The sequence below is a fragment of the Sorangium sp. So ce362 genome (assembly GCF_051519845.1).
Classification (GTDB): Bacteria; Myxococcota_A; Polyangia; order Polyangiales; family Polyangiaceae; genus Sorangium.
Genome location: NZ_CP150332.1, coordinates 1,684,512 through 1,698,984, shown reverse-complemented (window position 1 = coordinate 1,698,984; position 14,473 = coordinate 1,684,512). Strand labels below are relative to the sequence as shown.

Annotated in this window: 13 protein-coding genes and 1 pseudogene; 9 read left to right on the top strand and 5 right to left on the bottom strand. The window is 71.8% G+C overall.

Annotation, left to right across the window (positions count from 1 at the left end; genetic code table 11):
* Positions 1 to 12: 12 nt before the first annotated feature.
* Positions 13 to 1,554 carry a PLP-dependent aminotransferase family protein gene (locus tag WMF17_RS06705; RefSeq protein WP_437648703.1) on the bottom strand — a complete coding sequence of 514 codons (1,542 nt, stop codon included), beginning with the start codon at positions 1,552 to 1,554 and terminating at the stop codon, positions 13 to 15.
* A 68-nt stretch (positions 1,555 to 1,622) separates the two neighbouring features.
* On the opposite strand from WMF17_RS06705, the gene WMF17_RS06700 reads away from it, so the two are divergent.
* Positions 1,623 to 2,891, top strand: a complete 1,269-nt coding sequence (locus WMF17_RS06700) for a hypothetical protein (RefSeq protein WP_437601120.1) — start codon at positions 1,623 to 1,625, stop codon at positions 2,889 to 2,891.
* Complete coding sequence (locus tag WMF17_RS06695; protein WP_437601119.1) at positions 2,888 to 3,430, top strand: GNAT family N-acetyltransferase; 543 nt, start codon at positions 2,888 to 2,890, stop codon at positions 3,428 to 3,430. Before WMF17_RS06700 ends, WMF17_RS06695 begins: the two co-directional genes overlap by 4 nt.
* Before the next feature lie 43 nt (positions 3,431 to 3,473).
* Here WMF17_RS06695 and WMF17_RS06690 read toward each other — a convergent pair whose 3' ends face one another.
* Complete coding sequence (locus WMF17_RS06690; protein ID WP_437601118.1) at positions 3,474 to 4,898, bottom strand: sensor histidine kinase; 1,425 nt, start codon at positions 4,896 to 4,898, stop codon at positions 3,474 to 3,476.
* A 408-nt stretch (positions 4,899 to 5,306) separates the two neighbouring features.
* Between WMF17_RS06690 and modA the strand changes: the two genes are divergently transcribed.
* From modA to WMF17_RS06670, 4 genes are all read left to right on the top strand, one after another.
* Complete coding sequence (modA, locus tag WMF17_RS06685) at positions 5,307 to 6,143, top strand: molybdate ABC transporter substrate-binding protein (protein ID WP_437601117.1); 837 nt, start codon at positions 5,307 to 5,309, stop codon at positions 6,141 to 6,143.
* On the top strand, positions 6,140 to 6,949 hold the full coding sequence (locus tag WMF17_RS06680) for an ABC transporter permease (RefSeq protein ID WP_437601116.1): 810 nt from the start codon (positions 6,140 to 6,142) through the stop codon (positions 6,947 to 6,949). The genes modA and WMF17_RS06680 overlap by 4 nt, the downstream gene beginning before the upstream one ends.
* Positions 6,946 to 7,701 carry an ABC transporter ATP-binding protein gene (locus WMF17_RS06675; RefSeq protein ID WP_437601115.1) on the top strand — a complete coding sequence of 252 codons (756 nt, stop codon included), beginning with the start codon at positions 6,946 to 6,948 and terminating at the stop codon, positions 7,699 to 7,701. Before WMF17_RS06680 ends, WMF17_RS06675 begins: the two co-directional genes overlap by 4 nt.
* A 154-nt stretch (positions 7,702 to 7,855) precedes the next feature.
* Positions 7,856 to 8,335, top strand: a complete 480-nt coding sequence (locus tag WMF17_RS06670) for a nucleoside deaminase (protein WP_437601114.1) — start codon at positions 7,856 to 7,858, stop codon at positions 8,333 to 8,335.
* Positions 8,336 to 8,582: 247 nt separating this feature from the next.
* Here the strand turns inward: WMF17_RS06670 and WMF17_RS06665 are convergent, their stop codons facing one another.
* The gene (locus WMF17_RS06665) at positions 8,583 to 9,197 is read right to left on the bottom strand and encodes a Uma2 family endonuclease (protein WP_437601113.1); all 615 of its coding nucleotides are present in this window, start codon (positions 9,195 to 9,197) and stop codon (positions 8,583 to 8,585) included.
* A gap of 185 nt (positions 9,198 to 9,382) precedes the next feature.
* Here WMF17_RS06665 and WMF17_RS06660 point away from each other — a divergent pair.
* A pseudogene (locus WMF17_RS06660) lies at positions 9,383 to 9,586 on the top strand (SDR family NAD(P)-dependent oxidoreductase); the annotation flags it as partial.
* Between the two features lie 47 nt (positions 9,587 to 9,633).
* Here WMF17_RS06660 and WMF17_RS06655 read toward each other — a convergent pair.
* Complete coding sequence (locus tag WMF17_RS06655) at positions 9,634 to 10,590, bottom strand: LysR family transcriptional regulator (RefSeq protein ID WP_437601112.1); 957 nt, start codon at positions 10,588 to 10,590, stop codon at positions 9,634 to 9,636.
* A gap of 84 nt (positions 10,591 to 10,674) precedes the next feature.
* Between WMF17_RS06655 and WMF17_RS06650 the strand changes: the two genes are divergently transcribed.
* On the top strand, positions 10,675 to 11,880 hold the full coding sequence (locus WMF17_RS06650; protein WP_437648702.1) for an FAD-dependent monooxygenase: 1,206 nt from the start codon (positions 10,675 to 10,677) through the stop codon (positions 11,878 to 11,880).
* A gap of 566 nt (positions 11,881 to 12,446) precedes the next feature.
* On the top strand, positions 12,447 to 12,785 hold the full coding sequence (locus WMF17_RS06645; RefSeq protein ID WP_437601110.1) for a DUF6968 family protein: 339 nt from the start codon (positions 12,447 to 12,449) through the stop codon (positions 12,783 to 12,785).
* Positions 12,786 to 13,133: 348 nt separating this feature from the next.
* Here WMF17_RS06645 and WMF17_RS06640 read toward each other — a convergent pair whose 3' ends face one another.
* Positions 13,134 to 14,000: a hypothetical protein gene (locus WMF17_RS06640; RefSeq protein ID WP_437648701.1), complete on the bottom strand. Its 867-nt coding sequence runs from the start codon at positions 13,998 to 14,000 to the stop codon at positions 13,134 to 13,136.
* Between the last annotated feature and the right edge of the window lie 473 nt (positions 14,001 to 14,473).

Genomic DNA, 14,473 nt, shown 5'->3' with positions numbered 1-14,473 from the left:
GACGCCCTCGCGTCAGCGCCGCTCGCCCGCGCCGATCGCCTCGCTCACCACGGCCGCGAGCGTCCGCGCCGCGTCCAGGAGCGCGGGCTCCGCGTGCGCCCCGAACCCCAGGATGAGCCCGGGCGCGCACGGCGTCCCGGAGCGCGACCCCCCCGCGCTGCGCGAGAGCGGCAGCGCGTCCACGCCCCGCGCCGCCAGCGCCCGCACGACGGCGACGTCGTCCGAGCCCGCCGGCAGATCGAGCGTCAGCACCGAGCCCCCCGCGGGGGCGCGCGCCCGCAGCGCGCCCGGCAGCACGAGCCCGAGCTCCGCGAGCAAGAGATCGCGGCGGCGCCGCGTCGCCTGCTTCAGCTTCCGGAGGTGGCGCGCGAAGTGCCCCTCGTCGATGAAATCGGCGAGCGCGGCCTGCAGCAGATAGGGCGGGGAGCGCGTCGACGCCGCGCGCACCTGGGCCACGGCGCGCACAAGCGCCGGCGGCACGATCATGAAGCCGAGGCGCAGGCCCGGGAACAGCGAACGGCTGAAGGTCCCCACGTGGATCACGCGGTCCGTCACGCCCTCGATGTCGAGGCCGAGGAGCGAGGGCAGCGGCGAGCCGTCGAACCGCAGCTCGCCCTCGTAGTCGATCTCGACGATCACCGCCCCCGCCTTGCCGGCCCAGGACAGGAGCTCGAGGCGCCGCGGAAGCGTCAGCCGCGCCCCGGAGGGGAACGCGTAGGCCGGCGACACGAACGCGACCCGCGCGCGCGGCGCCCGGCGCGCGCCGACGTGCACGCGCAGCCCGTCCTCGTCCACCGGGACCGCGACCAGCCGGGCGCCCGCCATGCGCACCGCCGCGCGGAGGGCGAGCGGCCCCGGGTCCTCCACCCACGCGGCGTCGCCCGGGTCGAGCAGCGAGCGGCAGCAGAGGTCCAGCGCGCCCTGGGAGCCCTCCGTGATGAAGACCTGGTCGACCGTCGCGCGCACGCCGCGGGCCACCGCGACGTGGTGGAGCACCGCGCGCCGGAGCAGCGGCGCGCCCCGCGGATCGTGGTGGAGCGCGCCTTCGGCCGACATCGAGCGGAAGCGGCGCGCGAGGCATCGCTCGAGGATGCGCCACGGGAGGAGCTCGAGGTCCGGCAGGCCGACGCCGAACGGGCGCGAGCGCGCGCGGCTGTCGAGGAGCGCGTCGAGCCGGTCGGGGGGCACCACCGCCGCGAGCCGCCGCGCGCTCCTGGACAGGCGCGGCGGGGCCGCCGCGGGCTGGACGCGGGCGGCGCCCTGCCCCCCCGCGCGCGCCGGCACGTGGGCGACGACAGGCGCCCGGCGAGGGCGGACCACGATCGTGCCGTCCGCGGCCAGCGCCTCGTACGCGGCCACGGCGGTGTTGCGCGACACGCCGAGCTCCCGCGCGAGCTCACGCGACGACGGGAGCAGGTGATCGGGCTGGAGGACGCCCTCGAGCACGGCGCGGCGCAGCTGCTCGACCAGCTGGGCCGCCAGCGTCGCCGGCGCGCCGCGCTGCAGGCGGAGGAAGGCGTGGGCGGCGTGCGGGGCGGAGGACGCTGGCACCATCGAAGCCGGCTACCGTGGCACTTTCCAGGGTGCCAGATCCGCGGCACGGTGTCGACGAGGAGCCCGCCATGCCCACCGCCGACGACCTCACGACACGGGCCACCGCTCGCCCGGAGCAGGCCACCGCCCGAAAGCCGCGGGCGCTCGCCGACGGCAGGACGGGCGAGCTGTCGTCGCGCATCGCGCGCCGCGCGGCCGAGACGCACGCCGGCGAGCCGCTCGATCGGCTCCTCGCGGAGGGCCTCCCGGGCAACGAGCTGACCACGCTCCTGCTCCACTGCCTGCGCCAACGCGCGCTCCGGCGGAGCTTCGCCGAGGTCCTCGATCACGCCGAGCGCGCGCCGATGACCCACGCCTCGGGCGCGGACGCCCGGCGGATCCACGCCTTCGACGCGGCGGCGTACGCGGCGGCGGCGGGGTTCGAGGCGGTGGATCTCGCGCCGGTCGGGCCGCTCGGCGCCACGGCGTGCGCGGGCGTCGAGCCGAACAACGTGCTCGCGACGGTGCGCTTCGCCGAGGTCGCCGCGGACCCGACCACGGGGCTCGCGCTGCACGCGGCGCGGCGCCGGCGCGAGACCCGGCGCGGCGAGCCGCTGCGCTTCTGCGCGAGCCAGCGCGTGCTGCGCATGCAGCCCACGAAGCACCCGGGCTTCACGCCCCACTTCCGCCTGTTCGCCCTCGTGACCGCGGCCCGCTCGCCGGGCCGGGGTGAGGACGACGCGTGCGAGCGGCGCGCCCTGCTCGAGCACCTCCTCGTCTGGGCCGACCTGGTCCGCGCGCTGCCGTCCGCCGGCTTCCGCGCGGCGGGCCTGCGCGTGATCCTCTCCGACACGGCCGTGGTCCGGGCGTGCCTCGGCGCGCGCGGCCTCGACGCGGACGCGCTGGCGCAGCGGGCGAAGGCGCACGAGCCCGGGTCGTCGGAGGCGGCCCTGCGCGAGGCCTCCGTCGACCTGCCGCGCGCCGCGGCGGACTACGCGGGCGCCGTGCGCTCGCTCGGCCTCGGTCCGGAGCTCGTCGCGCGCGCCGAGCGCTGGGTCGCCGAGGTGGGCGAGCCGCTCTCGCGCGCGCGGCCGGAGGTCGAGATCGTCCACGATCTCGCGCGGTTGCAGGGGCTTGGTTACTACGCCGGGCCGTTCGTCCAGCTCGTCGTCCGGCGGGACGACGGCCTCGAGCTCCCGCTCGGGGACGGGGGCGCGGTGCCGTGGCTCGGCGCGCTGCTCTCGAACCGCCGCGAGCGCATGGTCGCGACCGGCCTCGGGACCGAGATGCTCGTGAAGCTCTTCGATCGATCGGACGCTCGGGCCGGCGAGGCTCGACCGGAGGAAGCGACCCCATGATCCTCGAGACGCCCTCGTTCACGCTCCGCCCCTGGACCCTGGCCGACGTCGACGCCCTCGTGAAGAACGCGAACGACCGCCGCATCTGGGCGAACGTCCGGGATCGCTTCCCGCACCCGTACACGCGCGCCGACGCCGAGGGCTGGGTCGCGCTGTGCGCCTCGCGCGCGCAGCCCGCCGAGGCGCTGGCGATCGTGGTCGACGGGGAGGCGGCCGGCGCGATCGGGCTCGAGCGCCTCGACGACGTGCACCGCCGCACCGCCGAGCTCGGCTACTGGCTCGGCGCGGCCCACTGGGGCCGAGGGCTGGCCACCGAGGCGGTGATCGCGCTGACGCGGGTCGGGCTCGATCAGCTCGGCCTCGAGCGCATCCAGGCGGGGGTCTTCGACTGGAACCGCGCGTCGGCCCGCGTGCTCGAGAAGGCGGGTTACACGTTCGAGGCGCGGATGCGCCGCCACGTGGTGAAGGACGGGCGGGTGGGCGACGTCCTGCTCTACGCGCGGATCCGTGAGGACGCGCCGGCCGGCGAGCGGCCATGAAGCGCCGGGCCCCCGGGAGAAGACGGCTGTCGCGACGGGCGCCTCATCCGCCTCGACGCGGGTCGATTCCTGCCGAGAGCACGGGGACCTCCTCCGCGGCGGGGGCCTGGTGCGCGGCCGGCTCGGCGACCGGGAGCGTGAAGTAGAACCGGGCGCCGCGCCCGACCTCGCTCTCCGCCCAGATGCGGCCTCCGTGCGCATCGACGATCCCCTTGGCGATGTAGAGCCCCAGCCCGGTGCCCCCCTGCCCCGACGCCTCCACCTTCCAGAACCGCTCGAAGATGCTCGCGAGGTTCTCGGGGGGTATCCCCGGCCCCGCATCGACGACAGCGAAGCGGGCCATCGCCCCCTCCCGGTCGACCGAGAGGGTCATGCGACCGCCCCGGGGCGTGAACTTCAGCGCGTTCCCGAGGAGGTTCGAGAGCACCTGGAGCACGCGCTCCCGCTCCGCGCAGATCACGAGATCGGGCTCGTTCACGCGCTGCTCGAACCGGACCTGCCTGGATTCGGCGAGGGGCCCGAACATCTCCAGGGTCTCGCGCAGGAGCTCGTCCACCGCGCACGGCGCCGGCGTCACGGAGAACTTGTAGGCTTCCATCGTCACCGCGTCGAGCATGGTCCTGATGAGGTGCTCCATCCGCTTGGCGACGTGCTCGATCGACTCCGCTTGCCGCCGTACGCTCTCGGAGTCCGCTGTCCTTCGCAGCCGCGCGGCCTTCAGCGTGATGGCGCTGAGCGGGTTGCGCAGGTCATGGGCCACGATGCCCATGATATCGTCGCGGGCCGCCACCGCCTTGCGCGCGGCCTCGCGCGCCTCCCGCGCCTGGTGGTACGAGCCGCCGAGGCGCCTCGTGAAGTACCACGCGATCCCGAGGCTGGCCGACACCAGCAAGGCAAGCAGGCTGTACAGCCGCAGCGTGAGCCCGGCTCGTTCCGCCCTCGCTTCGACATAGATGCTCTCGACGACGCTCTCCTTGTAGCCGGTGAGACGCCCGAGGGAGAGCTCGACTTCATGGCGAAGCGGCTGCAGCTCCTCGAATTGACGCGCGATCAACATCGGGTCCTCGGAGAGTTGCCGGGCGGCGAACAGATCTTCCTGGAGCCGCAGGAAGCGCTCGGCCGACCGCTCGACGTCCCCGAGCAGCTGGAGAGTCGTCGGGCTGAGCGGCCGGCTGCGAAGCGCGCTGACGGTCTCACGGAAGAGCGCCTTGGCGCCCTCGGCCTCGGTGAGGAGATCGTGATTTCCGGAAAGGAGGTAGCCCCTGCCGTGAGACACGATGAGCTCGCAGCTCCACCGGAGCCGCTCCACGAGCGTGATCTCGCGCTCTTTGGCGCTCAGACGCTCGCTCTGAGCGTCTGCCACGGACGAGAACCGCCGCACCGAGAACGCCATCCCGACGGCCAGGAGCAGGGTCAAGATGGCGTAGCCCATCCTCGCCGTGGCCTCGAAGCGCGTCCGCGTCAGCATGACCGAGGTTAGTTCCTGCTCTCGACGGGGCCAGCGGATCAGGGGGCCTCGCTCCTTCATGGAGGATCCTTCTCCTTCTCCTCTCCATCTCCATCTCCTTTCTCCATCTCCTTTTCCTCTCCATCGCTGCCTCTGTGCTGGTTCGACACAGCGGGAGCGGGCCCGGCGCGCGCGTTCGGCCTGCCGGCCGAGCCACCCTGCTGGCCGCGGCCGGCAGGCCGAACGCGCGCGGGCCGAGGTGACAAGCATGCGTTCCTCGATGTAAAGAACACGCGTCGTGGCCGATCGAGGAGCAAACATCATCGCCGAGACCGGCGCCCCGGCGGCGTCGGGCCGCGCCGCGCCGTCGCGCGTCGCGGGCCGCTGGGCGGCATGACGGCACGCGCGGAGACGCGGAGCCGAGGCGCCATGCAGAGGCGGCGCGCCCGAGGACGGCTGCTCCTGGCCTTCCCGCTCCTGGTGCTCGCGGCGTGCCTCGTCGCCGCCTGCGGCTGCGGGCGCTCGGCGCCGGCGCCTCCAGGGCGCGAGGACAGGCTCGTCGTCTTCGCCGCCGCCTCCCTCCGGGAGGTGTTCACCGCGATGGGCGAGGACTTCGAGCGCGCGCACGCCGGCGTGGAGGTCACGTTCAACTTCGCCGGCACGCAGCAGCTCCGCACGCAGCTGGAGCACGGCGCCGCGGTCGACGTGTTCGCCTCGGCCGATCAGCGCCACATGGACGAGCTCGTGAGGTCCGGGCGCGCGGTCGACCCCGTCGTCTTTGCGCGCAACGAGCCCGTCCTCGTCGTCGCGCGCGAGAGCGCCGGGACGATCCGGGGGCTCGCCGATCTCCCCGCGGCGACCCGCATCGTCCTCGGCGCCCCGGAGGTCCCGATCGGCCGCTACACGCTGCAGATCCTCGATCGCGCGTCCGCGTCCCTGGGCGCCGACTTCCGCGCGCGCGTGGAGGCCAGGGTCGTCTCGCGCGAGCTCAACGTGCGTCAGGTGCTCACCAAGGTGCGCCTCGGAGAGGCGCAGGCCGGCGTTGTCTACCGGACCGACGCGCACGCGGCGCAGGACGGCGTGACCGTCGTGGCGATCCCGCCCGAGGTCAACGTCCTCGCCGAGTACCCGATCGCGGTCGTGGCCGGCGCCGCGCACCCCGGGCTCGCGCGCGCCTGGGTCGACCTCGTGCGCTCGGAGGCCGGGCAGAGCGCGCTGCGGCGCGCCGGGTTCCTGGCGCCTCCCGGGGGCGGCTCGGGCCCGTGAGCGTCCGCCTCGGCGCGGAGCGGGGCGTCCTGGCCGCGGTCGGCGGCGTCCTCGTGGCGTTCCTGGCCGTCCCGATCCTGGCGCTGTTCGTGACGGCCACGGCGGCGGACGTCGAGCAGGGGCTCCGTCACCCCCTCGTGTGGCCCGCGCTGCGCCTGAGCCTCGTCACCACCTCGGCCAGCCTCGTCGTCGTGGTGCTCCTGGGAACGCCGCTCGCCTGGACGCTCGCGCGCGCGCGCGGGCGCCTCGCGCGCGCGGTCGAGACGGCGGTGCAGCTGCCCATCGTGATCCCGCCCGCGGTCGCGGGGGTCGCGATGCTGCTCGCCTTCGGGCGGCGCGGGCTCCTCGCCGGCTGGCTCTACCCGGAGGGGTGGTCGGTGGCGTTCACGACGGCGGCGGTCGTCATGGCCGAGGTGTTCGTCTCGGCGCCGTTCTTCGTGCAGGCGGCGACGAGCGCGTTCCGGCGGGTCGACGCGAAGCTCGTGGTCGTGGCGCGGACCTTCGGCGCGTCGCCGCTCCGGGTGTTCTTCCGCGTGGCGCTGCCGCTCTCGGCCCCGGGGCTCGTCGCGGGGGCGGCGATGAGCTGGGCCCGCTCCCTCGGCGAGTTCGGCGCGACGCTGATGTTCGCCGGCAACCTGCAAGGGCAGACGCAGACGCTGCCGCTCGCCATCTACACGGCGCTCGAGTCGGACATGCGCGCGGCGCAGGCGCTGTCGATGGTGCTGGTCGTCGTGGCGTTCGCGCTGCTCCTGTTCGTGCGGGCCGCGGCGCGGCGACCCGCCGCGCGCCGCGAGGCGACGCCGTGACCGGGGCGGAGGGCCTGCGCGCGCGCGTGACGGCGCGCATCGGGCGTTTGCACCTCGACGCGGCGCTCGAGACCGGGCGTGGGGCGCTGGCGCTCGTGGGGCCGAATGGCTCCGGGAAGACGAGCTTGCTCTCGCTGCTCCTCGGCGTGCTGCCCGTGGAGCGCGGGCGGGTGGAGGTCGGAGGCGCGGTGCTCCTCGACACGAGGGCCGGGATCGACGTGCCTGTCGAGGAGCGCGGGATCGGCTATGTGCCGCAGGATTATGCGCTGTTTCCGCACCTCAGCGTGCGTGAGAACGTCGAGTTCGCGGTGAGGAGCGCGGCCTCGCGGCGGAGGGGGGCGGCCCGCGCCGAGCGCGTGGACGCGATGCTCCACGAGCTCGGCATCGCCGCGCTCGCCCATCGCCGGACGCAGGCGCTCTCCGGGGGCGAGCAGCAGCGCGTGGCCCTCGCGCGCGCGCTCTCCGTGGGCCCGCGCGCGCTGCTGCTCGACGAGCCGCTCGCGGCGCTGGACGTCCATTCCCGCCGCGAGGTCCGGGCGTTCCTCGCCGACTACCTGCGGGCGCTCGCCCTTCCGACGATCGTCGTCACGCACGACGCCGCGGACGCGCGGCTCCTCGGGCAGCGCATCGCGGTCCTCGAGGCGGGGCGCGTGACGCAGGCCGGGACGTGGGAGGAGCTGGCCGCCCGGCCGGCGTCGCGCTTCGTGGAGGAGCTCGTGGCGTCGGCGCGCGGCGGCGACGGCGGTGAGTAGCGGGATCGCGCCGGCTGCCCGTGGTCGGGGGGCTCGGCGGTCTGCGGTGGCGGGCCGAGCACGCATTCACCGATGGCCTGGAGCGGTCCCTTTCTTGCGAGGGCCCCTCCGGCGCGAACGAAGCAGCACGCCCGTACCCCCGAAGGAGACGACCATGCCGAGCACGACCGAGATGAGACACCTGCACCGCTGCATCGAGCTCGCGGCGCTGGCGCTGGACACCGGCAACGAGCCGTTCGGCTCCGTGCTCGTCGCGGCGGATGGAACGGTCCTCGCCGAGGATCACAACCGCGTGGGCGGCGGCGATCCGACCTGCCATCCGGAGCTCGCGCTGGCGCGCTGGGCGGCTGCGAACCTCGCCCCCGACGAGCGAGCCGCGGCGACGGTCTTCACCTCGACCGAGCACTGTCCCATGTGCGCCGCGGCCCATGGCTGGGTCCGGCTCGGCCGCATCGTGTACGCGAGCTCTTCGGCACAGCTGGCCGGCTGGCTCGCCGAGTGGGGCCTTCCGTCGCCTCCGGTCCGATGCCTGCCGATCCACGATATCGTCCCGGGGCTGCCCGTGGAGGGTCCTATCCAGAGCCTCGCGGAAGAGGTTCGCCAGCTGTCTCGGCGCTTCCATTCCGCGCGCTGACGCGCGTGGCCGTGCCGGCGGGAGGACGCCCATGGAAGGGTTCTTTGGTTTTTCCAAGCCCCTCTGGGAGATCGCCCTGCGCACGACGCTCGTCTATCTCGCCCTCGTCCTCCTGATCCGCGTCATCCCCAAGCGACGCACCGGGATCTCTCACCGAACGACATGCTCGCCCTCGTCCTCATCGGTGGCATGGCCGCCGACGGTGTGCAGGGCGGCGAGCCGTGAGTCGGGTCATCGACCCATGTCCTCATGGAGCCCAGGGTTCCCGCGCGGGCTCGTCGTCTTCGTCGTCGCCGAAGAGCACGCCGACCTGCAGCGGAGTCGTCTCGAAAGGCTCGGCCCGGACCTGCTCGCCGCGCTCCGCGGCGAGGATCTCGACGTAGCCTTCCTGCGTCCAGCGGTGGACGGCCAGGGTCTCTTCCTCGGGGTCGATGATCCAGGTGTGCGGAACCTGGTGCCGGTGATAGACGCGCTTCTTCTTGATGAGATCGTTCCGCTTGTTCGTCGAGAGGATCTCGCAGATCCAATCGGGGCGCACCATGATCGGGATACCGCGCGGGCGCTCCGAGACGCGGTCTCGTCGCCAGCCGACCACGTCGGGGCGGACGGTGTTCGCGGCGTCGAAGTGGACATCGACCTCGGTGGCGAACCACCATCCTCCGGGCCTGCGCCCGCCGGGGCGCTGATCGTAGGGGTCGACGTAGGCGGAGAGCTTGCGCTGCACGGCGCCGTGCTCGCCGGTCGCGGCCCCCTTCTCGACGATGCCGCCCTCGATGAGCTCGTGGCGCCGCTCCTCCTCCGGGATCGCAAGGAGATCCTCCAAGGTCGCGGGACGGGCAGCCTTCGGCCCGGATGCGGTCATGCCCCGAGGATAGCAAGTCCCTGAGGGCGGCGCCTCCCGGCGGGCGTGGCGCAGTACGAATCTGGTGGAGCTCGAAACACGCTCTCTGAGGAGGTCGGAACCCCTGGCTCCTGGGCCTTGCGATCTTCCTGGATGTTACCAGGAGAGACTGGAGAGCACACGCACAACGCTCTCGGGAGAAGAACATGAGCAAGACCGAAGATCTGCAGCGTGATCTCGAAGGCAGGGTCGCGATCGTCACCGGCGCAGCGAGCGGCATCGGTCGGGCCACGGCGCTCTTGCTGGAGGCGCGCGGAGCCGCGGTCGTGGCCGAGGACATCCACCCGGCGGTCAACGAACTGGCCCGCGGTGACGGCCGCATCGTGCCGTTCGTCGGGGATGTCGCCCAAGCGCGGAGGGGGCACGTGTTGCTCTCGTGACCGCCCGGGAAGACGCCTCAGCGCTTGTTGCGCTTTCGCCTGGCGGCCTTGGGGGGGCGCGCGCGGTCCGCGGCGTGCTGCAGGAGCGGGCTCACCTCTCGCGCGCTCTCGATCAGCGCTCGCACCACGGGCGCGCCGTCGTCCTCCGCGCGCCATGTGACGACTTCACTCAGATCGATGTGGAGATCTTCGACGGACCGCCACAGCAACGAGGTCTGCGAAGCCAGCTCCCAGAACTTCTCCGAGAGGAAGGTGACCGCGTCGCCGATCACGACCAGCGCCAGGAGCGCCTCCAGGTCGAGCACCTCCGCCGTCACGTGCAGCGTCACGCCCTGTGCGCGCGCCGCCGTGATGAGGTCCGCGTGGAGCCTCGGATAGAGCTGACGCGGCTGGAGTAGCACGCGCTCGCTCTCGAGGTCTCGAAGCCGGATCTTCTTGCGCCGTGCGAGTCGATGCTCAGGGGAGAGGAGCAGCCCGAGTCGATCGCGGGTCATCTCGAGGTGGCCGAGGGCGTCGTCATCGGGCGCGTAGGCCCCATAGCCGAAGGCAATCGTCCCCTGCCGCAGCGCCGTCCACTGCTCCAGGCTGCTCGTGGGGACGAGCTGGAGGCCGACGTGGGGCGCTCGCCGACGAAACGCCGCGACGAGGGACAAGAACGAGCCCATGAAGGTCGTGCCCGTCTCAAAGCCGATGACCACGGTACCGAGCCTGCCTTCGGCGATCCCCTTGGCTTCGTCGACGGCCGCGTCGACGCTCGCGAGGATGCTCCTGGCTCTCTCCGCGAAGGACTTCCCGGCGGCCGTGAGCTTGATCCCGCGTCCCTCGGGCGCGAAGAGCTCAACGCCCATCTCCTCCTCGAGGTCCTTCATCTGCCGACTCAATGGAGACTGCGAGACGTGGAGCCTGGTGGCGGCTCGGCGGAAGCTCTGCTCCTCGGCGATGGTGACGAAGTAGCGGAGGTGTCGGAGTTCCATGGTCTCAACCGTTACCCTGGAGGCATCATAGCCGTGCGATCCATGTCTTGGACGGCTCGGTTCGAGAAACGTACCATGCTTCCCATGAACTCGACGATCCCGAAGCGTCCCGCCTCCCGGGTGCTGGTCTCCGGCGCCAGCATCTCCGGTCTCACCATCGCAACTTGGCTCGCCCGCTACGGCTTCGCGGTCACGGTGGTCGAGCGTGCGCCGCATCTACGCCCGGGCGGGCACGCGCTCGACGTCCGGGGGCCAGCCCTGGAGGTCGCGGAGCGGATGGGCATCCTCGCCACGCTCCGCGATCGAAGCACGAGGCTGACGGGCATCTCTGTGGTCGACTCGGCCGGTCAGGAGATCTTCCGGAGCACGGAGAGCACCTTGACGGGCGGCCGACTCGACAGCCCCGATGTCGAGATCTTGCGCGACGACCTGTGTCACGTGCTTCATGAAGCCGTGGGCGCCCAGGTCGAGTACCTCTTCGCCGATTCCATCGCGTCGCTGACCCAGGACGAGTCGGGCGTCGACGTCACGTTCGTCACGGCTGCGCCTCGCCGCTTCGAGCTGGTGGTCGGCGCCGACGGATTGCGTTCGGGGGTGCGGCGGATCGCCTTCGGCCCCGATGAGCAGTTCGTCCGCGCCTTCGGCGACCTGTACATTGCGACGTTCGGCATGCCGAACTTTCTCGGCCTCGAGCGCTGGCAGGTCATGTACCAGCAGCCGGACTCCGTCGGCGCGCTGGTCATGGGCCTGCGGAGGGATGTCAACGCGAGGACGTATCTCGGCTTCAACGCGCCGAAGGGGATCGACCACGACTTCCGCGACATCGACGCGCAGAAGCGGTTGCTCGCCGGCCGCGTCGCAGGCGCTGGCTGGGTGATTCCGCAGATCGTGGAACACATGCTGCGCGCGACCGACTTCCACTTCTACTCGCTGAGCCAGGTCCGCATGAGCAGCTGGTCACGTGGGCGGATCGTGCTGGCCGGCGATGCTGGCTACGCCGTCTCTTTGGGGACGGGGCAGGCCACCTCGGTCGCGATGGTCGGCGCTTACGTTCTGGCCAGTGAGCTCGCCATGCACAAGGAGGATCTGGTGGGTGGCATAGCCGCGTACGAGGACGGCCTGCGCGCCTACGTGATTCGCAATCAGGACATCGCGCTGGAGCAGAACGTAAAGCCTGACGAACCGACGGACAAGGGGCAGACCGCTCCCAGCGGCAGCATCCCAGACTTCGGAGCGCTGACGCTGCCGTTCGATCTCAAGGACTACCAGGATCTGGTGAGGCTTCCGTGAGGCTTCCGTGAGGCTCCGCGAATCCCAATGCTCCGAAGCGGCCTGGCCGCCTGGTGTCGCTTGGCTCGCACTTCGCACAGGCGAAGTTCCATGCGAACCCATGAGATGGTCACCACCGGAGCGGCTTTTCTATTGCCTGCGCTCTGCACGGTATCCTGCATTCAGGGACCAGAGTCGGCGGACACGTCGTGAACAGACCCATGCGCCACAGACGATCTAGTCGCCCGCGAGGCACATGGATCCAGAGGAAGATGCGAGAACGCATGCGAAAACACAGCAGAATCATGGGCCAGGTTCTGCTCAGTTCTCAAGAACCGAAGAGCCATCCCGCTGTGTCTTCAGGAAAAGAACGAGGGAGCCGGCATCTGCTACCATGAGTGCCGGAACGGGTGCAGCAAAGCGTGTAGCGCGATCAGTCGAAGGTGGGAGCTGTACTGTGAGGAGCGAGCCCCAAGAGAATCGGAGTTGGCGTGTGAGATCACCCGCGCCGTTGCTGTGGCCGCTTGCCACAACAAGTGCAACGGCCGGTCGCTTGACGCTGCCGAATGTGGCGATACGGTCGACGGATGAAACGAGACCCTATCAGGGACGAAGATATCATCGCAGAACGAAAGCTAAAACTGAAGAAACCGGATGGAACGGAGGCGGACGTAAGGGTACGTTTCGGTCGACCCGCAGGCCGTCCTGTGATCATTTGGGAAGTCCCCTACGAAATCGTGGGACCTAACGAAGAGGTGCGCCGGCACGCTGGGAGCGGAGTTGACGCGGTTCAGGCACTCACCATCGCGTTGATGGAGTGCCCCATGCACCTCGACTTCATCAAAGAGCAAGGAGAGCTCACCAACGAGGACGGCCCCGATCTGTGGTGGCCAAGAGTCATGTTGGAGACCGTCAAGGGTATTTGACGGTCACAATGCGCCGCAGCGGCCAAAGGGGCGCATGGGGTAGGCCGTGCACCCTGCGCATCCGTTGGTAGCGGAACACCCCTCGGTGGAGGTGTTCGTCAACCGATCGACCGACGAGCGGCGAGCTCCGCGCCGGATCAGAGCGCGACCACGTCCGCCTCGACGCCGGCCGCACCGAGGTCGCCCTGCTGGACATCGGCCCGGCCTCGCCGAGCTCGACGAGGCCGGGCCGCCGGCGCGGTCCAGCGGATCATCGCCCCAGGGAGAAGCGCCGCTCCCGCCGGAGCTTGGTCATGAGGCGGTGCCTGATGTGGCGATGGACGGGGTGTCGATGGGCAAGGCGACGATCTAGGAGGTCGCGGGCGCGGGGGTCCCGGGCGCGGGCGCCGCCGCCGGCTTGCCGTTGGCCTCTGCCGGCTTGCCGTTGGCCTGTCCGGGCTCGGCGGCCTTGCGGGCCTTCTCGCGCCGCGCCGCCGCGCGCCGGCGCCGCTCGTAGGCGCTCGTCACCTCGCGGGCGATCTCGGGGTGGCGCCGGAAGACGTGGGCCGCGGTCTTCCGGATGGCGCCGACCCGCTCGACCATGAGGTGCAGCAGCTGGTTGCGGGTCGTTGTCGCGGCGGCCGAGGCGCCGGCTTCGGGGGCCACCTCCAGCGCTCGCCGTTGCAGGTCCTCCGCGAGCTTCCTGGCCTCGGCGATGAGGCGCACGTCAAACGCCTCATCCGCCTCGACGAGGCGGCCCTTGAGCGACTCCGCGAGCCCCGCGTAGTCGCGGAGCGCCTGGGACAGGGCGCTCGAGCGCTGGCCGTCCTGCGCGTGGAACTCCTTGATGCGCGCGAGCTGCGCGTCGGCGGGCTCGTCGACGTCGTCGTCGAGCAGGAACTCGAGCGCCGACTCGAGCTCATCCACGACGAGCCGGGCGCGCTCGCCGAGATCGGCCACGGCCGGATCGACGATGAGGAGCAGCCGCGTCTGCGCTTCCTGCACGGCGTGCACGATGGAGAGCAGCTCCTCGCTGCTCGAGGCCGGCAGGCGGTTCTTGACCCGCTTGAGGCCCGGGCGCTCGCCGTCGGGCTCCCAGTACTTGTTCACGAACGCCGCGGCGACGACCGCCTCGCGCACGGCAATGTCGTACGGAATATTCAGCGGGTTGTCGGTCCGCTCCGACCCGGCGGCGACCTTGACCCAGCGATCGAAGTTGGTTCCTTGCTTTGCCATGATGATTGCTTGATCCCTCCTCCTGCGACCCGCGCCCCGCGGGGCACGGCGCAATGCGGCAAGGATGAGCTCGGTCGGGGGGATGTCCAGCGCGGAGCAAGATCTGGACGTGGGTGGGGGGAGCCGGGAGGTGAGGCGGCGGGGTGGGATGTCCAGATGAGCGAGGGGGGTGTCCAGATGAGCGAGGGGGGTGTCCAGATGGGCGGGCGGGATGTCCAGATGAGCCCAACCCGTGTCCAGATGGGCGGGCGGGATGTCCAGATGGGTCGGGGGGGGGTGTCCAGATGGGCGGGGGCGCGAGCGGCGGGAGCGACGCGGATGGCGGGCCGCGAGCGCCGGCGCCCCTGGCCGGCGCCCCTGGCTGAGCGGATGCTCCGGGCGGTGGCCCCCCTGGGACGTCGGCCGGGCAGCGGACGGCGTGGGCCCAGCTCCGCCCAGCCCACCGAACTCAATTAATCCGGCACGTTGCGCTT